We start from the raw sequence: 21,616 nt of genomic DNA on the forward strand, positions 1-21,616 counted from the left end.
TCATGAAAAGTATTTTGGATGAAACTATCAAACTTTCTTCTGAATTAATATCAATAAATTCAGTAAATCCAACTTTTGGTGGAGTTGGAGAAAAAGAAAAGTCGATTTACATAAAAAACAAGCTAATGGAATACAGTGAAAAGTATTCTGTAAAAAACTGCGAAATATTAGAGTTCAACACTGTTGATTCAAACGGAATTGAAAGACCAAATATTGTTTCAAAATACAATTTTGGAAAAACTAATACTTTAACGATAATTTCACACATGGACATCGTTCCAGAAGGTGACCTTGGTCTTTGGAATTCCAATCCGTTTAAAGCAGAAATAAAAGACGGAGTAATTTACGGAAGGGGTAGTGAAGACAATCATAAAGGAATAGTTTCATCGTTTTTACTTTTAAAAATGATTTTTGAAGAAAAAATCGATCCAAAATACAATTTAAATTTGATTTTTGTGTCAGATGAGGAAGATGGAAGTAAATATGGTCTATCTTACATTGTAAATAACTTCGAAAATGAACTTTTCGATTCAAAAGATTTGATACTCGTTCCTGATTTTGGAATGCCTGAAGGCGAATTTATAGAAATTGCTGAAAAAAATATACTTTGGCTAAAGTTTAAAATTAAAGGAAAACAGTGCCACGGAAGTACGCCTGAAAACGGATTTAATGCAGATATTATGGCATTTGCCTTTGGAAAGGGGCTCTATGATACATTATATAATAAATACAGTAATCTTGATTTGATATTCAATCCGCCATTTTCAACATTTGAACCTACAATTTTAAGAAATAACGTTGAAAACACAAATACAATTCCAGGATATGTTGAATTAAACTTTGATTGCAGAATTATCCCAGAATATGATCCAAAAGAAGTATTAAACGATATTGAAATGTATATTGAAATTTTTAAAAATGAAATTGAAAAACATATCGTCCATTATGATATTTCTGAAAAAGAGAATATTTCAATAGAGTATGAAATTTTAAAACTTGAAAAAACCGAAAAAACTAAAGAAGATTCAGAAGTAGTAAAAAAATTGGGCTCTGCAATTAAAAATGTGCTGAATAAAGAACCAGTTTTATGCGGAATGGGTGGAGGAACTGTTGCTGCATTTTTAAGAGAAAAAGAATACAATGTAGCTGTTTGGGGGCTTGGAGATGAGACTGCCCACCAACCAAACGAACATATTAAAATAGAACATTTAATAAAAATGGCTGAAATTTATCTCGATATATTAAAATAAGTGGTAATTGTGTACGTTGTAAAAATTGGCGGAAGTTTAACATATAACGCGGAAAAACTTCTTGAAAGCCTTAAACAGTCTTGCGAAAAAATTGTAATTATCCCTGGTGGCGGAAGTTTCGCAAATTCTATTCGAAATCTTCATGAAAATGAAAAAATTAACGAAATTTCTGCACACAAACTCGCAACAATGTGCACAGATATAACAGGAACCTATTTTTCCGAAATTTCGGGGATAAAAACAGCAGATAATCTTTTTGATGCAAAAAAAATCCTCCAAAATGAAAGTATAGTTATAATACTTCCATCAAAAATTATACTTAGTACTGATGAACTGCCCTGTTCTTGGGAAGTTACTTCTGATTCTTTTGCCGGATATATTGCAAAATTATTAAAATCTAAAACACTAATTATAGCCACCGACGTCGACGGAATTTATGATAAATATCCTGAGGGAAAACTATTAAATACAATAAATACAAAAACGATTAAAGGTTTTACGTCTGTGGATAAACACCTACCAAAACTTATATCCGAATACGGCATTAAGTGCTTTGTTGTTAACGGAAATCATCCTGAGAGAATAAATAACATTTTTAAAGGCGTATCTGATACGTATACGAAAATAACCTTGAAATAAAACACTATGGTGAGAACATGAAACAAAAATGTACTTCCTGCAATGCAGAAATTGCACCTAGAGAAAATGCTACAAAATTCTTGTGCCCTAACTGTGGAAAAGCAGAACTTGTAAGATGCGAAAAATGCAGAAAATTGAGCAACACGTACAACTGCCCAGTATGTGGATACGAAGGTCCTTAAATTAATCTAAAACTAAAAATTAGGTGAAAATATGGCTACAGTTATCGCAAAAGTAAAAGTAATGCCTACAAGCCCAGAAGTAGACAAAGAATCCTTGAAAGCAACATTGAAAGAACTCGTTGAAAACAACGATGCAAAATGTAGAGGAGTTTCCGACGAACCACTTGCATTTGGACTTTACACAGTATTTGTAATGGTTGAAATGGAAGAAAAAGAAGGCGGAATGGACCCTATCGAAGAAGCTATGAACGCTTTAGAAAATGTAGAAAGCGCTGAAGTAGTTGAACTTTCACTCGTTTAATTTCACCATTACTAATTTTTTAATTAACGAAAAATAGCCCGAACTTAAAACAACACTCATTTTAAGCTTTAATTCGAGATATGGGATTGTTATGATAAACTATATAAATAAGTTTAAGCAAATAAAAAAGGCTATTGACTATATGGATGATAGGGGATACTCTATCAATGTTACACATGAAAATAATCCTGTTATAGAGATTGGAAATAAAAAAACCAATTCAATAATAAAAAACACGATTGGAAACGTGAAAGTACACTACATCAATACAGCTAAACTCCTGTTAAAGATGAGAGACTAACCCGATTGAGGTGAAGACGATGGCTAAACTAAAATACAAAGTTGAAGCTGACCCAAAAAACACTGCGAGAGCTATGGGCAGAACTTTAAGAATATCAAGAAAACATGCTATTGAACTTTGCAGAGAATTATCTGGAATGAAATTAGATGCTGCTGTTGCATACTTAAACAGAGTAATCGCATTAGAAACACCAGTTCCATTCAAAGTTCACAACAAAGACTTACCACACAGAAAAGGAAAAATTGGAACACACTCAGGTAGATTCCCACAGAAAGCTTCGCTAGAAATCTTACAAGTTTTAGACAACGCTAAGAAAAACGCTGAGCAAAAAGGATTAAACACAGAAAAATTAAGAATCAAACACATATCATCAAACAGAGGCTTCACAATTAAAAGATATATGCCAAGAGCATTTGGTAGAGCAAGCCCTAAAAACCAAGAAACAATACACATCCAAGTAATCCTTGAAGAATTCTACTAATGGTGAAACAATGATTGAAAGAACATTTGTTGGAGAAAATGTTTCCGAAACATTAATCGACGAATACTTTAAAACTAAATTAGTTAGAGCAGGATACAGCCACATCGACCTTAAAAAAACACCGATTGGGACTAGAATAACTGTATTCGCTGAAAAACCAGGTTTCGTTATCGGAAGAAAAGGAAAAATGGTTAAAGAATTAACAGAAACTCTTTCAACGGAATACGCTGTTAACAACCCTCAAATTGAAGTTAAACAGGTTGAAAGCCCAGATTTAGATCCTGCAATCGTAGGTCACAAAATCGCATCTTCATTAGAAAGAGGAATGCACTTTAGAAAAACAGCTCACTCAGCAATAAGAAGAGTTATGGGCTCCGGTGCAAAAGGTGTTTCTATTATCGTTTCTGGAAAATTATCCGGAGAAAGATCAAGAACTGAAAAATTCATGGATGGATACATGAAACACTGTGGTGAACCTGCTGAAGCACTCGTAAACAAATCACACCAGTTAGCAAAATTAAAACTCGGTGTTGTAGGAGTTACTGTAAAAATCATGAAACCTGATGTATCATTACCTGATGAAATCACAATTTTATCCGGCGAAATCAAAGAAGTTACTGAATATAGTGAAGCATCCCAAGAATAAGGTGATTTGAATGGCGATCTTAAAAGCTAGCGAGATAAGGGAACTTTCAGCTGAAGAAATGAAAGGAAAAATCGCAGAATTAAAAAGAGAATTAATGAAAGAAGGTGTAAACAAGTCAACAGGCGGTGCACCTTCAAACCCAGGTAAGATCAGCGAAATCAAAAGAACAATCGCAAGAATCTTAACAATCATGAATGAAAAAGAAGCTCAAGCAAAAAATGCTTAAGCATAATTTTAAATACCATCAATCAGTAAGTATATCCCGTATACTTATAACAAAATTAGTCTATCAAGATGAGAGGTGCATTGATGCCAGAGATTTGTCCTATATGTGGTTTACCAAAAGATTTGTGTGTCTGTGAAGAGATTGCAAAGGAAGAACAGAAAATTAAAGTTTACGTAACTAAAAGAAGGTTTGGTAAGCTGATGACAGTCGTCGACGGCTTTGATGCGGACTTGATTGATGTAAAAGATTTGGCTAAAAAGTTAAAAGATATATGTGCTTGTGGCGGAACTGTAAAGAAAGATTCTATCGAGTTACAGGGAGACCACAGGAGAAAAGCTGAAGAAACCCTTATTAAAATGGGATTCTCAAAAGATATGATTGATGTAAGATAATTAACTATTCACACGAGTATGTGGATACTGAAAATGTACACCCCCATGCTCAAGGGTAGGGACACCCATGAAATTGTCACAAAATATATTGAGACATGAATTAATTGGATTAAACCTTGAAGTTGTAAAATCTACTGATTTCAGTTTAATTTCAACAAAAGGTAGAGTAATTAATGAGACTAGAAACACGCTAGTTCTTGAAAAAGAAAACGGCAAGGAAATTACCGTTGTGAAAGAAATTTCGACATTTCGAATTCAGTTTGAGTTTGATGATGTTGTAAAAGTAGACATTGACGGAAGACTACTTGTTGGACGACCTGAAGATAGGTTGAAAAGAAAAATAAAACAACTCTACTCGTACTAAGCTTCTCAGCTATTTTAAATGTCCCAAATTGAAAATAAGAATTGAAATTTAAGTTCTAAACAGGCGTTAGTGGTATTTATGAAAACATTATATACCTGTAGCCCGTATTAAATCTGGAACTTTAAAATCGACATTAAACACTCTAAATATAGGAGGTATCATTTATGTCAAACATTGGAATCGATGTAAAAGCTCCTGAACACGTTTGTGAAGATCCTAACTGTCCGTTCCACGGTACTTTATCCGTAAGAGGACAAATATTCGAAGGAACCGTTACAAGTGACAAAGGACACGACACAATCGTGCTCAAAAGAGAAGTTACTGGATACATATCCAAGTACGAAAGATACGAAAAAAGAACAACTTCATTGGTTGCACACAACCCTGCATGCATCAAAGCAAAAGTTGGCGACACTGTGAAAGTTATGGAATGCAGGCCTATCAGTAAAACAAAGTCATTTGTTGTAATTGAAAAAACTGAAAACCTGGAATAATCCTTTAAAAGGTGAATATTATGAAAGGACTAGGTTCAACAATCGTAAGATCATTACCGAACGGAGCAAGACTCGTCTGTGCAGATAACACAGGTGCAAAAGAGCTCGAAATAATTGCAGTTAAAAACTACACAGGTACTGTAAGAAGATTACCTGCTGGTGGTGTAGGCCATATGGTTTTCGTTTCAGTGAAAAAAGGTACTCCTGAAATGAGAAAACAGGTTTTACCTGCAATTATCATCAGACAGAAAAAGGAATACAAAAGAGCTGACGGTACAAGAGTAAAATTCGAAGATAACGCAGCTGTTATTGTTACTCCAGAAGGAACACCAAAAGGTTCAGAAATCAAAGGTCCAGTTTCAAAAGAAGCTGCTGAAAGATGGCCTGGTGTTTCAAGATTAGCTAAAATTATTCACTAATTAGGCATGTGGTGAAATCATGGTTTTGACAAACTCAAAACAGCCAAGAAAACAAAGAAAAGCACTCTATAACGCACCTTTACATTTAAGAAATAGCGTTATGGCTGCAATGTTATCAAAAGAATTAAAAGAAAAATTCAATAAAAACTCCCTTCCTGTGAAAAAAGGAGATACTGTAAAAGTACTCAGAGGAAATTTCAAAGGAATTGAAGGAGAAGTTTCAAAAGTTGACTACGCAGGATACAAAATCATTGTTGAAGGGGTAGTTAACAAAAAACAAGATGGAACTGAAACAGCATATCCAATTCATCCATCAAATGTTATGATTACCAAATTGGACGAATCAGACGAAAAGAGATTTAAAAATTCAAGTAACTAAGAGGTGTGAGCATGGCAATTAAAGGACCTAGAAAACATCTTAAAAGATTGGCTGCTCCAGCAAATTGGCAACTTCCTAGAAAAGTAAAAGCATTTACTGTAAGACCATCACCTGGACCACACTCAATGGATAAATCTTTACCTTTATTGTTAGTTGTAAGAGACGTATTAAAATACGCTGACAACGCAAGAGAAGCTAAAAAAATTATCCAAACGGGAAAAATCTTAATCGATGGATTAAAAAGAAAGGAATACAAACACCCTGCTGGATTAATGGATGTTTTATCAATCCCTGAAATGGATGAAAACTACCTTGTATTATTTGACGAAAGCGGAAGAATCAGCTTGAAAAAAACTGACAAAACCGATGCAAAATTATGCAAAATCGTGAACAAAACTGTTATAAAAGGCGGTCACATTCAATTAAACCTTCACGATGGTAGAAACCAGATTGTAAAAGTTTCAGACGCTACAAAAGCTGAAGAAGATGTTTACAAAACAGGAGACAGCGTTTTAGTTTCAATTCCAGAACAGTCAATTGTTGGACATGTTGCATTCGGCGAAGGAAAATTAGCATACGTAACTGGCGGTAAACACGTTGGAGAATTTGCTAAAATCGTTGAAGTGGAAAACAGAGCATTGTACTCAGATATTGTAACTTTAGAAAACAAAGATGGCGAGAAATTTAAAACCGTTAAGCCTTACGTATTTATCGTAGGTCAAGACGAGCCAGTAATTTCGATGTAATGCCCATAAAATTAGAGGAGGACGAAACATGTCATTCCAAGAAGTTTGGGAAAAAGAACCTATGAAAAAACCAAGAATCCAAAAAGTCACAGTAAACTTCGGTGTAGGTGAAGCTGGAGATAGGTTAACAATAGGTGCAAAAGTTATTGAAGAACTCACTGGCCAATCACCAGTAAGGACTTTAGCTAAACAGACAAACCCTGCATTTGGTATCAGAAAAAAGTTACCAATTGGATTAAAAGTAACATTAAGAGGAAAGAACGCTGAAGAATTCCTCGGAAATGCATTCAGTGCATTTAAAACATGTGGTAAAGTACTCTATGCGTCATCATTTGATCAGGTTGGAAACTTCTCATTTGGTGTTCCTGAACATATTGACTTCCCAGGTCAAAAGTACGACCCATCAATTGGAATCTATGGTATGGATATCTGTGTAACCTTTGAAAAATCAGGATACAGAGTAAAATCCAGAAAAGTTAAAAGAAGCCACATTCCAAAGAAACACTTAGTTACCAAAGACGAAGCTATCGAATACATCCAAGCTAAATTCGATACTGAAGTAGTCAGGGAATAAGGTGAAAGAATGACAAAAACACCATTTAAGACAAAATTCGGCCAAGGTTCTAAAGTTTGCAAAAGATGCGGAAGAAAAGGGCCAGGAATTATCAGAAAATACGGATTAAATTTATGCAGACAATGCTTCAGAGAATTAGCACCAAAATTAGGATTTAAAAAGTACGATTAAGGACAAGGAGGTAACAATATGAGTTTAATGGACCCTCTTGCAAACGCATTAAACCACGTATCCAACTGCGAAAGTGTGGGTAAAAACGTAGCTTACTTGAAACCTGCTTCAAAATTAATTGGAAGAGTTCTAAATGTTATGCAGGATCAAGGATACATTGGAAACTTCGAATACATTGAAGACGGAAAAGCGGGTGTCTACAAAGTTGATTTAATCGGACAAATCAACAAGTGTGGAGCTGTAAAGCCTAGATTCGCAGTTAAAAACCATGACTTCGAAAAATTCGAAAAGAGATACTTACCAGCTAAAGGTTTCGGATTGTTAATCGTAAGTACCCCAAAAGGATTAATGACACATGACGAAGCTAGAAACGCTGGAGTAGGTGGAAGATTAATTTCCTACATATACTAAGGACATTATGGAGGTATTCTTATGCCAGTTGCAGCTTTAATAAGGGAAGAAATCGAAATTCCTGAAAACGTCAACGTTGAAGTTAACGGCAGCACAGTTGCTGTTAAATCAGGTGCAAAAGAACTTAAAAGAGATTTGTTGTACCCTGGAATCGAAATAAGCACAGAAGACGGAAAAGTTGTTATTGAGTGTACATTCCCAAGAAAAGCACAAACTGCAATTGTTGGAACCTACAGATCACACATTCAAAACATGATCACAGGTGTTACTGACGGATTTGAATACAAATTAGTAATCAGATACGCTCACTTCCCAATGAAAGTTAGTGCTAAAGGAAACACTGTAACCATTGACAACTTCTTAGGAGAAAAATACACCAGAACTGCTAAAATCATGGATGGAGTCACTGTAAAAGTTAGTGGTGAAGAAGTGATTGTAAGTGGAGCTAACAAAGAATTTGTTGGTCAAACCGCTGCAAACATCGAACAAGCTACTAAAGTTAAAGGAAGAGACACAAGAATATTCCAAGATGGCATCTACATTGTAGAAAAAGCAGGCAAGGTATTATAAGGTGGTCTCATGAGTGAATTCAAAAGATTAATGAGATTAAAACTCAAAATGAAACAGAAAAGACCTGAATTTAAAAGACAGGACTGGTTCAAGTGTTCAAGAATTGGAACTAGCTGGAGAAGACCTTTTGGTAAACACAGCGGTATGAGAATAGGATTGACACATAGGGCTGCTGTTGCTACAGTAGGTTACAGAGGACCTGCTCTTGTTAGAGGTTTACACCCATCAGGCTTACAAGATATTCTTGTTAACAACGTAAAAGAATTAGTTGCAATAAACCCTGAAATTCAAGGTGCAAGAATTGCAGCTACCGTTGGTAAAAGAAAAAGAATAGAAATCGTTAAAAAAGCTAATGAATTAGGAATTAGAGTATTTAACGTATCCAAACAAAAACAGGAAGAATTCTTAAGTTTATAATCTCGCTTAAGATATAAGGTGATATTATGGATGTATCAACCCAAAGAAGAATTGCTGCAGCTGTTTTGGATTGCGGTATCGATAGGGTATGGATTGATCCTGAAAACCTGGAAAAAGTCAAAATGGCCATCACAAAAGATGACATTAGACTTTTAATTAACGATGGAGTCATTGTTAAGAAACAGGAAAAAGGAATCAGTAGCGCTAGGAAAAAAGAAGTTCAAGAACAGAAGAGAAAAGGAAAGAGAAAAGGTCCTGGTTCAAGAAAAGGGGCTAAAGGTGCAAGAACTCCTAAAAAAGAAAAATGGATGAACACCATCAGGCCACTTAGAAAAATGCTGAAAGACTTAAGAGAAAATGAAAAAATCGAAAGATCAGCATACAGAAAACTCTACAGAATGGCTAAAGGTGGCGCATTCAGAAGTAGAAATCACATGAAGTTATACATGAAAGAACACGGAATTTTAGCTGAATAACTCAAATTTAAGGAGGAATGACTATGGCAAAGAACGCCAAATTCAGAGTTCCTTTTAGAAGAAGAAGAGAAGGAAAAACTGATTTCAGACAAAGGTTAGGATTATTATTGTCTGGCAAACCTAGATTAGTTGCGAGAAAATCCTTAAACAATGTGATCGCTCAGCTTATGGCATACGATGAAAAAGGGGACGTTGTTTTAGTTTCAGCACACTCCAGAGAACTCGTTAAAATGGGTTACAAAGGCCACTGCGGAAATTTACCTGCAGCATACTTAACAGGTTTATTGTTAGGTAAAAAGGCTGTTAAAGAAGGAGCAGAAGAAGCTATATTAGACAAAGGTCTTCACAGAGCTACCAAAGGAGCTGCAATTTTCGCTGTTTTAAAAGGCGCACTCGATGCAGGTATGGATATACCTCACGGTGATGAAATCATCGCAGATGAAGAAAGATTAAACGGAACTCACGTTAAAAATTACGCAGAATCTTTAAAAGAAGATGCTGATGCGTACAAAAAACAGTTCTCAAAATACTTAGAAAAAGGATTAAACCCAGAAGACTTGCCAGAACACGTTGAAGAACTGAAAGAAAAAATCCTTAACTTATAAGGTGATATAAATGGCTGAAAAAAAGGCTGAAAAAAGAGCTGAAAAAAGAAAATTCAATACCGAAGCTTGGGAACCAAAAACCCAAATCGGTAGAATGGTTAAGGAAGGAACAATTTCAGACATTAACTACATTATGGATAAAGGTCTTCCCTTATTAGAACCTGAAATTGTTGATGCACTCTTACCCGATCTAGAAGAGCAAGTTTTGGACGTTAAATTGGTTCAAAGAATGCACAAATCTGGAAGAAGAGCAAGATACAGAGCAACTGTTGTTGTAGGTAACAAAAACGGATACGTTGGAGTAGGCATGGGTAAATCAAAAGAAGTTGGCCCTGCTATCAGAAAAGCAATTGCTCACGCAAAATTATCATTAATCAAAGTTAGAATTGGCTGCGGTTCATGGGAATGCGGTTGCGGATACCCTCACTCAATCCCATTCACAGCTAAAGGAGCTTGTGGTAGCGTTAAGGTAGAATTACTTCCTGCACCTAGGGGTGTTGGTTTAGTTGCTGGTAACGTTGCAAAAGCTGTTTTAGGTCTTGCAGGAATAAAAGATGCATGGACTAAAACATTTGGTGACACAAGAACCACATACAACTTTGCTGAAGCTACATTCGATGCATTAAACAACTTAAACTTCGTAAGATGCTTACCTGCACAAAAGGAAAAATTAGGTCTTACAGAAGGAAGAGTACTCTAATTTATTACTTTTTAAGAAAAAAGGTGATTAAAACATGGCTTACGCAGTTGTAAGAGTCAGAGGAAGCGTAGGTGTTAGAGGAAACATCGCAGATACCATGAAGATGTTGAGATTACACCGAGTAAACCACTGTGTTGTAATTCCAGACAATGAACACTACACTGGAATGATAAAAAAAGTTAAAGATTATGTAACCTACGGTGAAATCGATAAAGATACACTCGTAGCTTTAATTCTAAAAAGAGGAAGACTTCCTGGAAACAAAAGATTAACTGAAGAACTCGTAAAAGAGTTAACAGAACTTCCAGTTGAAGAGTTAGCTGAAAAAATAATTGCTGGCGAAATCAAAATAAAAGATACGCCAATCAAACCAGTATTCAGATTACACCCTCCAAGAAAAGGATACGATAGAGCAGGAGTCAAAAAAGGATTCTCAATTGGCGGTGCCTTAGGTTACAGATCTGGTAAAATCAACGATTTATTGAATAAAATGATGTAATTTAAGGTGATTTAATGATTAGAAAAAGCAAAAAAATCACGAAAATGAGAGGCTCCAGAACCTGCGGATATGGAGAAGCTAAAAAACATAGAGGCGCTGGCCACAGAGGTGGTAGGGGTAACGCTGGTCACCAGAAACATAAATGGTTGTCAGTCTGTAAATTCAATCCTGATTACTTCGGTAAATACGGATTCAACAGAAACCCCGGCCTTATAAAACAGTTAGAAACTATTAACATTGGAGAATTGGAAGAATACATCTTAAAATACAAAGATGCATTCCAAGTAGAAGATGGAAAAGTTGTAGTTGATGCTACCGAAATCGGATACGAAAAAGTTCTCGGAAAAGGAAGAATCTCAACCGCAATGGTTGTAAAAGCAGTTGAATTCTCTGAAGGAGCTAAAGAAAAAATTGAGGCTGCCGGTGGAGAATTTGTTGAATTATAATTCAATTAAGAACCACTTACTTCATTTAATCCTGCTTTTTCTTATTTTTGATAGTGGATACTATGAAAATCCAAATCAAATAACTACTCATTTTTTAGAATATTTTGTAGATGCGAAAACTATATCCAATACTTTTTCCAAAAATTATCTTAATGATTATATTTGATAAAAAATTTCGTGTTTTTATCATTTATTGAAATTTATAATGTTTATTCCAAGGTGAGAATTTGGAAAGTTTTCTATTAAAAATAAAACCTATACTTGAGTTAATTCCTGAAGTAAAAAGACCGTTAAAAGAAATTTCATTTAAAGAAAAATTACAATGGACTGCACTTGTGCTTGTACTCTACTTTATTTTGGGTACAATTGATATTTACACTGGCGGTTCAGAAATGCCTGCAATATTTGATTTCTGGCAAACAGTTACTGCTTCAAAAATGGGTACTTTGATCACCCTTGGTATCGGGCCAATTGTAACTGCAGGGATTATCATGCAGCTTTTGGTTGGATCTGAAATTATAAGTCTGGACCTATCAAAACCGATGAATAGAGCATTGTTCCAAGGTTTACAAAAGTTATTTGGTATAGCACTATGTTTCCTCGAAGCTTTAATGTTTGTTGGAGCAGGTGCGTTTGGTACACTAACTCCACTTTTAATGGTTATATTGGTACTGCAACTTGCACTTGGTGCTATATTAATTATTTATCTTGATGAAATTGTTTCAAGATACGGTATCGGTTCAGGTATCGGTCTTTTCATTGCGGCAGGAGTTTCACAAACAATATTTGTAGGAACTTTTGGTGCAGAAGGGTACTTATGGAAATTCTTCAGTGCAATGACTGTTGGAAGTTTATGGACTGCATTGGAATATATTTTACCAATACTCGGTACAATACTTGTATTCCTGGTTGTAGTTTACGTTGAAAGTATCAGAGTTGAAATTCCTCTCGCACATGGAAGAGTAAAAGGTGCAGTTGGAAAATACCCGATAAAATTCATTTATGTTTCAAACTTGCCAGTTATCCTTGCTGCAGCATTGTTTGCAAACATCCAGCTCTGGGGGATGTTTTTAGAAAAAATGGGTTTCCCAATTCTTGGACATTATACGAGCGGTAGGGCAACTGATGGGCTTGCATACTACTTCTCAACACCATATGGAATCTCAAGCTTAATTGCAGACCCACTTCATGCGGTATTTTACACAATAATGATGATAATATTCTGTATATTGTTTGGTCTTTTCTGGGTTGAAACATCTGGACTCGATGCAAAATCAATGGCCAAAAAACTTGGAAACTTAGACATGGCAATTAAAGGATTTAGAAAAAGCCAAAAATCAATTGAACAGAGATTAAAAAGATACATTACACCAATTACGGTAATGGGCTCAGCATTCGTTGGATTTTTAGCCGCTGCTGCTGATTTTACCGGGGCACTTGGTGGAGGTACTGGAGTATTGCTTACAGTATCTATTGTATATAGATTGTACGAACAGCTCGTTCAAGAACAGCTTTCCGAACTTCACCCATCAATTGCGAAATTCATCAGAAAATAAAATAACTAAAAATAAAAATTTTTTACTTTTTTAAAAAATATTAAATCCGATGTATTTTGTATATAAAATACTCAAAATTCCAAAAAAGGATTCAATAGACCATACTACAAGTACTATTTTGTATTCTTCCATTGATTTTTTCATTAAAATCATTCTTGGTAATGACAGATACCCCCCTTCGACATACAATTTTCCATTTTTTAATTTTGTTGGTGTAAATACACTGTCCTTTTTTGTAACTCCTGCTGTAAACTGCTTTAAAAGTGCATCAAGTATATATGGAATCATAAGTATAAAAAATTCAGGAATATAACCCCTCCAAACTGCAACAGTTGCCAAAAATGCGCCGATTGGGAGGGTTCCGGTATCTCCCGGGAACACTTTTGCAGGATATTTGTTGTAGCATAAAAGTCCAAAGTATGCTGCGGAGAATAAAATCAAAACATTAAATCCAAAGATATCTCCATTTATCAAACATACTAGTGCCATAAATAAGCAAAGAAGTATTCCCATTCCAATTTCAAGACCATTGAACCCTGCAAGCATGTTTGTAAGGTTTGATGAAACAAAAATTCCAAGGATTAATAGAACGGAAAGTAAAACATCCAGTTTTAAAAGAAGTGCAACTGGAATCCCAATTAAAAACGTTAAAACTATTTTTTCTTTCGAATTTAATCGTGAAATATCATCAATTATCCCAACAAATCCTGACAGGAATATACTAAGTGAAAGTGCAGGATTAAAAAAAAGCATTGTTATGGACGTTATAATTACGGGAGAAATCCCGCCCATTTCAGCTACTTTGATTTTATTTTCCTTGTGTAAATCATAACCATACTTGTTGTTGGCCATTTTTTTAATTATAAACTTTGTAAATATCAAAGAAATTACAAAAGAAAATAAAGCAGATAAAACAAAATATAAATCCATAGCATCACCATTTATAATATTTAAAACATAATTCAATTAATAAACTATTTATATATACATTATCGATTATTTTTGATAAAAGTTTTTGGAGGAGGATTATGGGAGAGTTACTAAATAAAGTCTCAGATTTTTTCAGAAAAAACGAAAAAATAAAAATTATTCTAATAATATTGTTTATAGGAATGATGAGCTTTCAAATCCGGGCCCAAACTGCGGATATGGCGTTTACAGATAATTCATACCTACAAGAAATGTTTTCAGATGAAAACGGTAGAATGTATTTAACTGCACTTGACCCTTACTACTACCTTAGAATGACTGAAAATTATGTAAATAGTGGTTATTCCAATGTTGGAGAAACTACTGTTGAAATAGATGGGGAAAATGTACCTTACGATACGATACAATATGCGCCTCCAGGACGTGAAGCAGGATCAGTTTCTGCGCTATCCATTGTAACAGTTTTAGTATATTCAATTTGGAACTCATTTGATTCAACAGTTACAATATTAAATGCAGCATTCTGGGTTCCCGCAATTATGAGTACATTACTTGGAATTCCAGTGTTTTTCATCATAAGAAGAAATACGTCTTCAAATATTGGCGGGCTTGTTGGATCGTTGATTTTGATTTCGAGTCCAAGTTTAATTTATAAAACATCCGCAGGATTTGCAGATACACCGATATTTGAAATATTGCCGTTATTGTTCATCGTGTGGATGATAATGGAAGCGATACATGCACAAGATAATGCCAAAAAATCTGGAATATTTGGTGGAATTGCGGCCATTTTGATTGGATTATACCCGATGATGTGGAGTGGTTGGTGGTATGCATTTGACATTACGGCCGGATTTTTAGTTTTATATTCAATATATGAATACATTACAAAGTCAAAAAATTTAAAAAATGTGATTAAAACTTCATTAATTACATTATTTGGTGGGGCAGTCCTTGTTTCAATTTCAACGGGGTTAAGCGGATTTATTAGTGGAATATTATCCCCAGTAGGATTTACGGTAATTAATGAAGCTACAAGAATAACCGGTTGGCCAAATGTATATACAACAGTATCGGAACTCGCAATTCCAACGATGGATGAAATAATTGAAAATTCAGTTGGAAGCATTTGGTTATTAATTGCTGGAATTTCTGGAATACTACTTTCATTTGTGTCGTTTAGACATGAAAAACGTGAAATTGACATAAAATATGCACTTTACTTAACACTCTGGCTTATAGCTACAGTTTATGCTGCAACAAAAGGTATAAGATTCGTTGCATTGATGGCCCCTGCACTTGCGATTGGTATTGGAATATTTACAGGTCAGATTGAAAATATCATCAAAAGATACGAAAAAAAAGTGGAATATATATTATACCCAGTAATTGGAATTCTTTCACTAATTAGTTTGTATAAATACGGTGGAGAAATCTTAAACATATTAATTCCAACCACTTACGTTCCAATTGCACTTTATCTATCAGTAATTGCATTAATTTGCTTAGCAGTATACAAAATAGTAGACATAATTTCAGAAAAGGGAAATGCTGTTAAAAAGTGTTTTGGAATACTTCTTGCAGTTATGATGGTACTTCCATCAATGGCCGCAGCAGTTCCATTTTATACTGCACCTACAATGAATGACGGCTGGATGAATAGCTTAAACTGGATAAAAACAGAAACTCCCGAAAATTCCGTTGTTACATGCTGGTGGGATAATGGACACATCTACACATGGGCTACAAGAAAAATGGTAACATTTGACGGAGGTTCACAAAACACCCCTAGAGCTTACTGGGTTGGACGCGCATTTTCAACATCTGATGAAGATTTATCCGTTGGAATTTTGAGAATGCTTGCAACCAGTGGAGATAATGCTTATTCTGATGACAGTATTTTAATTGAAAAAACAGAATCCATAAAGGAAACTGTGGATATTTTAAATAAAATACTTCCGTTAACCCGAACTGAAGCTAAAACTATACTGGTAAATGAATATGGATTAACAGATGCAGAATCGGAAGAAATACTTGATTCAACGCATCCTGAAGATACAAATCCTGATTATTTAATTACTTACAACAGAATGACAAGTATTGCATCTGTTTGGAGTATGTTTGGAAACTGGAACTTTAGTTTACCCGCAAGTACTGAAAATAGTGATAGAGAAATGGGATATTACCAACAATTGAGTGGTAGTGCACAAGAGATCAATGGTACTACCGTAATATACATCCCATTACAAAGCACCGACACATACAGTATTGTAAATATTATCGAAATAGATTCTGAAATAAGAATGGCAAATGCAGTGATCGACAGTGACGGTCAGGCTGAAATGCAAACTCCAAATTTCCATAAATTGATTTTAAAAATCGATGAAAATGTTTACGAAGAAGAAATAAATGCAAATGGGGATTATTCAGAAATCATAAGGCTCGAAAAATTATCTGATGGCACTTATCAAGTATATGCATGGATTTCAAGTAAAAACCTTGAAAATAGCGTATACACAAAATTACACTTCCTAGATGGATATGGGCTTGAAAAAATCAGCCTTGAAAAAGAATCTGTAGACCCAACTTCATCAGGATTACAGCCAGGATTTAAAGTTTACAGCGTAAATTACGGAACAGGCTATCTCAATTAATTTTGAGAAATTTAATTTTTTGATTATTTCAATTAATTTTAAATATTAACTTTTTTAATATTTTTTGAAAACTTTTAAATTAACTCAAATTTTATTTGATTAATCTGGTGATTTTATGGCTATTGAGATATTGAGGTTGGGCCATCGAGGCGAGAGAGACAAACGAATATCTACCCACGTTGCATTGACTTCAAGGGCCCTTGGAGCTGAAAAAATAATATTTACTGAAGATGATAAACACGTTAAAGAAAGCGTTGAAAGAATCGTTGAAAGCTGGGGTGGAGAATTTAAATTTGAAGTTGTAAAATCCTGGAGAACCTATACAAGAAGATTTAAGGATAACGGCATAGTAGTCCACCTTACAATGTATGGGGAAAATATTAATAAAATTATGACAGAGATTAGAGAAGATATATCAAAAACGAACAAAAACTTGCTTTTGATAATTGGTGCTGAAAAGGTTCCTAGAGAAGCATATGATCTTGCAGATTATAATCTCTCAGTTGGAAACCAGCCACATTCTGAAGTTGCAGCACTTGCAATATTTTTAGACCGGCTTACCGAAGGAAAAACTCTTTATTCGGAATATGACGATGCCAAAATAAAAGTAACTCCTTCAAAATCTGAAAAGTGTGTTTTCGTTGAAAAGGACTAATCTAACTCTCCCTGGTGAAATAGGATGATATTAAGTGATAAAGACATTTTTGACTATGTTAATTCAAAAAGAGTTCTAATTGAGCCCTTTAATTCGAAATTCGTTGGGCCTTGTTCATACGATGTCACACTTGGAAGCGAATTTATAAAGTACAAGGAAGATGTTTACGACCTTAAAAAAAGTTTAAGTCACAACAAATTTGAAATTGAAAACTCGATTATGGTATGTCCTTTGAATCATCACTTGGATGAAACAATAATTGAAAATTATAAAGAAAAATATAATGTCGACTGCATTGTGAGTGGCGGGCTTTTAGGGACCACCAATGAATACGTGGAACTTCCAAATGACGTTTGTGCGCAATATCAGGGTAGAAGCAGTTTTGGAAGAGTATTTTTACAGACACACCAGACTGCGGGCTGGATTGATTCAGGATTTAGAGGAAAAATAACTTTAGAAATTGTAGCATACGATAAACCCGTAATACTTTATAAAAACCAGAGAGTTGGGCAGCTGATATTTAGTAAATCACTTTCGCCTGCAGATGTAGGTTATTCTGACAGGAAATACTCAAAATACGCCGGACAGAAATCAGTAATGGCTTCACTTATTAAAAAAGACTTTGAAATCGATGAGGAGGAATAAAACATGTATGTACCAGAGGAAATTATTGAAACAATAAAAATGATTGAATACCAAAATTTGGATATTAGAACAACAACACTCGGTGTCAACCTAAAAGACTGTGCTGATAAGGATTTAGACTTGTTAAAAGAAAATATTTACAACAAAATAACGTCATTTGGCGGAAATTTAGTTGAAACTGCAAACAAAGTTTCCCAAAAGTATGGTATTCCAATAGTAAATAAGAGAATTTCGGTAACCCCAATCGGACTTATTATGGGAAGTACTTTGAAAGGATTAAGTAATGAAGAAGCAATCGATGCATGCGTTGAAGTTGGAATTACACTCGATAACATTGCAAAAGAAGTTGGAGTAGATTTTATTGGAGGATATTCTGCATTAGTTCAAAAAAGAGCGACTCCTGAAGAAAAAATGCTTATTCGATCGATCCCGAAATTAATGACTAAAACTGACAGGGTATGTGCATCAGTTAATGTTGCTACAACGAAAGCAGGCATTAACATGTATGCAGTTAAAAAAATGGGAGAAATAGTTAAAGAAACTGCAGAAATCACAAAAGATGCAATTGGATGTGCAAAAATTGTTGTATTCTGTAATGCTCCAGAAGATAACCCATTCATGGCAGGTGCATTCCACGGACCTGGTGAAGGAGATGCTGTAATCAATGCAGGAGTTTCTGGACCTGGTGTTGTTAGAGCTGTTGTTGAACAGTTGAAAGGAAAAGATATCGGAACTGTAAGTGACGAAATTAAAAAGACTGCGTTTAAAATCACCAGAATGGGAGAACTCGTTGGAAAAGAAGTTGCAAGCGAATTAGGTATAGACTTCGGTATTGTTGATTTATCCTTAGCACCAACCCCTGCAATTGGAGACAGTATCGCAAACATTTTGGAAGCTGTCGGTCTTGAAAGATGCGGAACCCATGGAACTACTGCAGCACTTGCAATGTTAAACGATGCAGTTAAAAAAGGAGGAGCAATGGCTTCAAGCAATGTTGGTGGACTTAGTGGTGCGTTCATTCCAGTAAGCGAAGATGCAGGAATGATTGAAGCAGTTGAAGTTGGGGCTTTGAGATTAGAAAAACTTGAAGCAATGACTTGTGTTTGTTCAGTTGGTCTTGATATGATTGCAGTACCTGGAAAAACACCTGCTTCAACATTATCTGCAATTATGGCTGATGAAATGGCAATTGGAATGATAAACAAAAAAACTACGGCAGTTAGAATTATCCCAGTTCCTGGAAAAGATGTTGGTGACTCAGTAGAATATGGTGGACTCCTTGGAACTGCACCAATTATGCCTGTTAGCGAATTTTCTTCCGAAGAATTTATCGAACGGGGCGGAAGGATACCTGCACCAATACAGTCACTTACCAATTAAATAAAATTATAAGGAAAGTTTTATAAACTTTCAAAAACATATGATTTTTAAATAAGGTGATAAAATGGCTAAAAATCAGGATGCAGGACTCAGTACAAGTGCAGGACTTGTAAGATATATGGATGAAGATGTTTCAAAAATAAAAATATCTCCAGAAAAAGTTTTAGGATTAACCGTATCAATTATAATCATTGAAGCTGTTATAAACTACGGAATTTTGATTTAATTAAAATTAAAAAAAGTTTTTTTTTTGAATTTTTGATTTTAAAATCTTAAATTAGTCGTATTCTCTCCACGTATGACTGCATTTTTTACATTTGTAAAATCTAGTTTCAGGCTCATCGGCACATCTTGTTTGCTGTAACCACCAGAATGCCTCCATGTTTCCACAAGCAGGGCACTCGATTCTTGTTGTTGGAAGGGTGTCTACATTTTCAATGACTGTAACATCTTGTTTTTTAGATTCTATTTTTTCTTTTAAAGCGTATTCCTGGTTTGCATCACCAAGTTCTTCTTCGTGTTTGCAAACTACACATTTTAAAACTCCTGCTTTTGGGAGCATGATATTATTACATTTTGGACAAAATTCGACCATAAATCCCACCTTATAATTCGGTTATAAAAGGAAAATATCTTCATAATTCAACTTAAAGAGGTTAAATTACTATTTATAACTTTCGATTTTTTTAACTATTTTGTTTTTGCCCACATCTTTTAGTTTTAAGTAAAGCGGGAGGATTATTAAAACGTATATCGGAAGAATTTCAAGCCTTCCAACCCACATTGAAAATATCCCCATAAGTTTTGCTGCAGGATGTAATGAGTGGTTTACAATATCAACTGAAAGACCCATATTCGCAACAAGAGACACTGATTCAAATATAGATAAAAAGGGATCATATCCGAGGCTTATTAAAACAAAAGTTCCAAAGAGGTAGTGAATGATGTATGCAAATGTAATTATAAATGCATCAAGAATTAAAAAATCAGATAGTGGATTTTTACCTATTTTTTTATTTATTATCGCATTTCCAGGGGATACTACTTCTTTTAACCTATAATAAAACCCTTTTGACATTATTACAAGCCGTATAAGTTTAATACCGCCAGTTGTCGTTCCAGTAGCCCCGCCAATTGCCATTACAAATATTAAAACTGCAATTGAAATGTTTGTTAAAGCAGATATCTTTACACTTGAAAATCCCGTGCTTGTCATTGCAGAAACTACTGTAAATATCGAATCAAGCGGATCTATTCCCGAAGTTAACGTAATTACAAATGCTGCAAAGAAAAGTATTGGAATCGAAGTTTTTGTTTGGATATCATCAACTCGCCTTCCAGTTAATACATTGTGGTGTACTGAGAATGATACAACACCGCCAATATACATAATTAAAGTCATTATAATCTTTGCGAAATTATTAAATGGAAAACTTTGATTACTTATACTCATACCCCCTGTTGAAATACCACACATACAGATATTTAATGCACCCCACAAATTTAAACCACTTAAATAAAGTAAACATATCCCAATCGTTGTGTATAACAAATAGATATGCCAAATTTTTTTAATTGTTCCAATCGTACTTGGCATAATTTTTTCTTCTCTTGCTTCTGCACGGTAGTATGCTGATGCTCCTGCTTTTGATAAAATCGAAATAACCATTGCAAGCACGCCAACTCCACCAATCCACTGTTCAAAACTTCTCCAGAATTGAAGGGTTCTTGGGAGGGATTCTACATCTCTAACAATACTAAATCCTGTTGTAGTCCATGCAGACATGCTTTCAAAAACACCATCAAGATATCCAAAATATTCAATTCCAAAATAAAAGGGGATCGCCCCAATTAATGATGCCATGAGCCATGCTAATGCTGAAATAACCATTGCATGCTTTAATTTTACTGAAACTGGTTTAGTAAGCTTATTTATCAAAAGTCCAATTATCATGAAAAAAAGTGACGGGTATAAAAAGTAAAAAAATGGTTCATGAAAATAAATTCCGATAAAAGAAGGTACCATCATTATGAGACCAATTGTCGATATCAATATCCCCAATTCATGTAATATCCCGGAAATATCGCTTTTTTTGAAAATTTTCAT

Annotated in this window: 33 protein-coding genes; 30 read left to right on the forward strand and 3 right to left on the reverse strand. The window is 34.7% G+C overall.

Annotated features, from left to right (window positions below; genetic code table 11):
* Positions 1-2 precede the first annotated feature (2 nt).
* The 25 genes from HNP90_RS01145 to secY all read left to right on the forward strand — a co-directional run bounded on the left by HNP90_RS01145 (position 3) and on the right by secY (position 13,245).
* Positions 3-1,250 carry a M20 family metallo-hydrolase gene (locus HNP90_RS01145; RefSeq protein ID WP_011977039.1) on the forward strand — a complete coding sequence of 416 codons (1,248 nt, stop codon included), beginning with the start codon at positions 3-5 and terminating at the stop codon, positions 1,248-1,250.
* Complete coding sequence (gene mfnE, locus HNP90_RS01150; protein ID WP_011977040.1) at positions 1,251-1,889, forward strand: [5-(aminomethyl)furan-3-yl]methyl phosphate kinase; 639 nt, start codon at positions 1,251-1,253, stop codon at positions 1,887-1,889. It begins immediately after the preceding gene.
* 17 nt (positions 1,890-1,906) lie between these two features.
* The gene (locus tag HNP90_RS01155; RefSeq protein WP_011867953.1) at positions 1,907-2,071 is read left to right on the forward strand and encodes a zinc finger domain-containing protein; all 165 of its coding nucleotides are present in this window, start codon (positions 1,907-1,909) and stop codon (positions 2,069-2,071) included.
* A gap of 31 nt (positions 2,072-2,102) precedes the next feature.
* Positions 2,103-2,372, forward strand: coding sequence for an elongation factor 1-beta (locus tag HNP90_RS01160; RefSeq protein WP_011977041.1), 270 nt, complete (start codon positions 2,103-2,105; stop codon positions 2,370-2,372).
* Positions 2,373-2,463: 91 nt separating this feature from the next.
* Positions 2,464-2,673 (forward strand): hypothetical protein, encoded by a 210-nt coding sequence (locus HNP90_RS01165; RefSeq protein WP_011977042.1) that lies wholly within the window; start codon positions 2,464-2,466, stop codon positions 2,671-2,673.
* A gap of 19 nt (positions 2,674-2,692) precedes the next feature.
* Positions 2,693-3,154 (forward strand): 50S ribosomal protein L22, encoded by a 462-nt coding sequence (locus HNP90_RS01170; RefSeq protein ID WP_011867950.1) that lies wholly within the window; start codon positions 2,693-2,695, stop codon positions 3,152-3,154.
* 10 nt (positions 3,155-3,164) lie between these two features.
* Entirely contained in the window at positions 3,165-3,800 is a 636-nt protein-coding gene (locus tag HNP90_RS01175; RefSeq protein WP_011977043.1) for a 30S ribosomal protein S3, read from the forward strand.
* Between the two features lie 10 nt (positions 3,801-3,810).
* On the forward strand, positions 3,811-4,026 hold the full coding sequence (gene rpmC, locus HNP90_RS01180) for a 50S ribosomal protein L29 (protein WP_011867948.1): 216 nt from the start codon (positions 3,811-3,813) through the stop codon (positions 4,024-4,026).
* Positions 4,027-4,109: 83 nt separating this feature from the next.
* A complete protein-coding gene (gene yciH, locus HNP90_RS01185) occupies positions 4,110-4,418 on the forward strand; it encodes a stress response translation initiation inhibitor YciH (protein ID WP_011171350.1) in 309 nt (102 codons plus the stop codon).
* Positions 4,419-4,485: 67 nt separating this feature from the next.
* Positions 4,486-4,782 (forward strand): ribonuclease P protein component 1, encoded by a 297-nt coding sequence (gene rnp1 / locus HNP90_RS01190; protein ID WP_011977044.1) that lies wholly within the window; start codon positions 4,486-4,488, stop codon positions 4,780-4,782.
* A gap of 164 nt (positions 4,783-4,946) precedes the next feature.
* A complete protein-coding gene (locus HNP90_RS01195) occupies positions 4,947-5,276 on the forward strand; it encodes a 30S ribosomal protein S17 (protein ID WP_011867946.1) in 330 nt (109 codons plus the stop codon).
* 20 nt (positions 5,277-5,296) lie between these two features.
* Positions 5,297-5,695 (forward strand): 50S ribosomal protein L14, encoded by a 399-nt coding sequence (locus HNP90_RS01200; RefSeq protein ID WP_011977045.1) that lies wholly within the window; start codon positions 5,297-5,299, stop codon positions 5,693-5,695.
* Positions 5,696-5,714: 19 nt separating this feature from the next.
* On the forward strand, positions 5,715-6,074 hold the full coding sequence (gene rplX, locus HNP90_RS01205) for a 50S ribosomal protein L24 (protein ID WP_011867944.1): 360 nt from the start codon (positions 5,715-5,717) through the stop codon (positions 6,072-6,074).
* A gap of 11 nt (positions 6,075-6,085) precedes the next feature.
* A complete protein-coding gene (locus tag HNP90_RS01210) occupies positions 6,086-6,820 on the forward strand; it encodes a 30S ribosomal protein S4e (protein WP_011977046.1) in 735 nt (244 codons plus the stop codon).
* A 28-nt stretch (positions 6,821-6,848) separates the two neighbouring features.
* Entirely contained in the window at positions 6,849-7,394 is a 546-nt protein-coding gene (locus tag HNP90_RS01215; protein WP_011977047.1) for a 50S ribosomal protein L5, read from the forward strand.
* Positions 7,395-7,403: 9 nt separating this feature from the next.
* Positions 7,404-7,565 carry a 30S ribosomal protein S14 gene (locus HNP90_RS01220; protein ID WP_011977048.1) on the forward strand — a complete coding sequence of 54 codons (162 nt, stop codon included), beginning with the start codon at positions 7,404-7,406 and terminating at the stop codon, positions 7,563-7,565.
* 18 nt (positions 7,566-7,583) lie between these two features.
* A complete protein-coding gene (locus HNP90_RS01225; protein ID WP_011977049.1) occupies positions 7,584-7,976 on the forward strand; it encodes a 30S ribosomal protein S8 in 393 nt (130 codons plus the stop codon).
* Between the two features lie 21 nt (positions 7,977-7,997).
* Positions 7,998-8,546, forward strand: a complete 549-nt coding sequence (locus HNP90_RS01230) for a 50S ribosomal protein L6 (protein WP_011977050.1) — start codon at positions 7,998-8,000, stop codon at positions 8,544-8,546.
* Between the two features lie 9 nt (positions 8,547-8,555).
* Positions 8,556-8,963, forward strand: a complete 408-nt coding sequence (locus HNP90_RS01235) for a 50S ribosomal protein L32e (protein ID WP_011977051.1) — start codon at positions 8,556-8,558, stop codon at positions 8,961-8,963.
* Between the two features lie 26 nt (positions 8,964-8,989).
* On the forward strand, positions 8,990-9,439 hold the full coding sequence (locus HNP90_RS01240) for a 50S ribosomal protein L19e (protein ID WP_011977052.1): 450 nt from the start codon (positions 8,990-8,992) through the stop codon (positions 9,437-9,439).
* Positions 9,440-9,462: 23 nt separating this feature from the next.
* Complete coding sequence (locus HNP90_RS01245; RefSeq protein ID WP_011977053.1) at positions 9,463-10,044, forward strand: 50S ribosomal protein L18; 582 nt, start codon at positions 9,463-9,465, stop codon at positions 10,042-10,044.
* A gap of 10 nt (positions 10,045-10,054) precedes the next feature.
* On the forward strand, positions 10,055-10,744 hold the full coding sequence (locus HNP90_RS01250; protein ID WP_011977054.1) for a 30S ribosomal protein S5: 690 nt from the start codon (positions 10,055-10,057) through the stop codon (positions 10,742-10,744).
* Positions 10,745-10,778: 34 nt separating this feature from the next.
* Positions 10,779-11,243, forward strand: coding sequence for a 50S ribosomal protein L30 (locus HNP90_RS01255; protein ID WP_011867935.1), 465 nt, complete (start codon positions 10,779-10,781; stop codon positions 11,241-11,243).
* 14 nt (positions 11,244-11,257) lie between these two features.
* Entirely contained in the window at positions 11,258-11,689 is a 432-nt protein-coding gene (locus HNP90_RS01260) for an uL15 family ribosomal protein (protein WP_011977055.1), read from the forward strand.
* Positions 11,690-11,916: 227 nt separating this feature from the next.
* Positions 11,917-13,245, forward strand: coding sequence for a preprotein translocase subunit SecY (gene secY, locus HNP90_RS01265; protein WP_011977056.1), 1,329 nt, complete (start codon positions 11,917-11,919; stop codon positions 13,243-13,245).
* A gap of 30 nt (positions 13,246-13,275) precedes the next feature.
* Here the strand turns inward: secY and HNP90_RS01270 are convergent, their stop codons facing one another.
* Entirely contained in the window at positions 13,276-14,175 is a 900-nt protein-coding gene (locus tag HNP90_RS01270) for an MraY family glycosyltransferase (RefSeq protein ID WP_011977057.1), read from the reverse strand.
* A gap of 98 nt (positions 14,176-14,273) precedes the next feature.
* Here HNP90_RS01270 and HNP90_RS01275 point away from each other — a divergent pair, with 98 nt between their 5' ends.
* The 5 genes from HNP90_RS01275 (at position 14,274) to HNP90_RS01295 (ending at position 19,735) form a co-directional block, all read left to right on the forward strand.
* Positions 14,274-16,829, forward strand: a complete 2,556-nt coding sequence (locus tag HNP90_RS01275; RefSeq protein ID WP_011977058.1) for an STT3 domain-containing protein — start codon at positions 14,274-14,276, stop codon at positions 16,827-16,829.
* 115 nt (positions 16,830-16,944) lie between these two features.
* Positions 16,945-17,484, forward strand: a complete 540-nt coding sequence (locus HNP90_RS01280; RefSeq protein ID WP_011977059.1) for a tRNA (cytidine(56)-2'-O)-methyltransferase — start codon at positions 16,945-16,947, stop codon at positions 17,482-17,484.
* A gap of 24 nt (positions 17,485-17,508) precedes the next feature.
* Complete coding sequence (gene dcd / locus HNP90_RS01285) at positions 17,509-18,129, forward strand: dCTP deaminase (protein WP_011977060.1); 621 nt, start codon at positions 17,509-17,511, stop codon at positions 18,127-18,129.
* A gap of 3 nt (positions 18,130-18,132) precedes the next feature.
* On the forward strand, positions 18,133-19,509 hold the full coding sequence (locus HNP90_RS01290) for a PFL family protein (protein WP_011977061.1): 1,377 nt from the start codon (positions 18,133-18,135) through the stop codon (positions 19,507-19,509).
* Between the two features lie 64 nt (positions 19,510-19,573).
* Positions 19,574-19,735 carry a preprotein translocase subunit Sec61beta gene (locus HNP90_RS01295; RefSeq protein WP_011977062.1) on the forward strand — a complete coding sequence of 54 codons (162 nt, stop codon included), beginning with the start codon at positions 19,574-19,576 and terminating at the stop codon, positions 19,733-19,735.
* A gap of 51 nt (positions 19,736-19,786) precedes the next feature.
* On the opposite strand, the gene HNP90_RS01300 is transcribed toward HNP90_RS01295, so the two are convergent.
* Both HNP90_RS01300 and HNP90_RS01305 read right to left on the reverse strand, forming a co-directional pair.
* Positions 19,787-20,104, reverse strand: coding sequence for a transcription factor S (locus HNP90_RS01300; RefSeq protein WP_011977063.1), 318 nt, complete (start codon positions 20,102-20,104; stop codon positions 19,787-19,789).
* 69 nt (positions 20,105-20,173) lie between these two features.
* Positions 20,174-21,616 (reverse strand): TrkH family potassium uptake protein, encoded by a 1,443-nt coding sequence (locus HNP90_RS01305; protein ID WP_011977064.1) that lies wholly within the window; start codon positions 21,614-21,616, stop codon positions 20,174-20,176.

The organism is Methanococcus maripaludis, assembly GCF_013760955.1.
GTDB lineage: Archaea > AGJL01 > Methanococci > Methanococcales > Methanococcaceae > Methanococcus > Methanococcus maripaludis_A.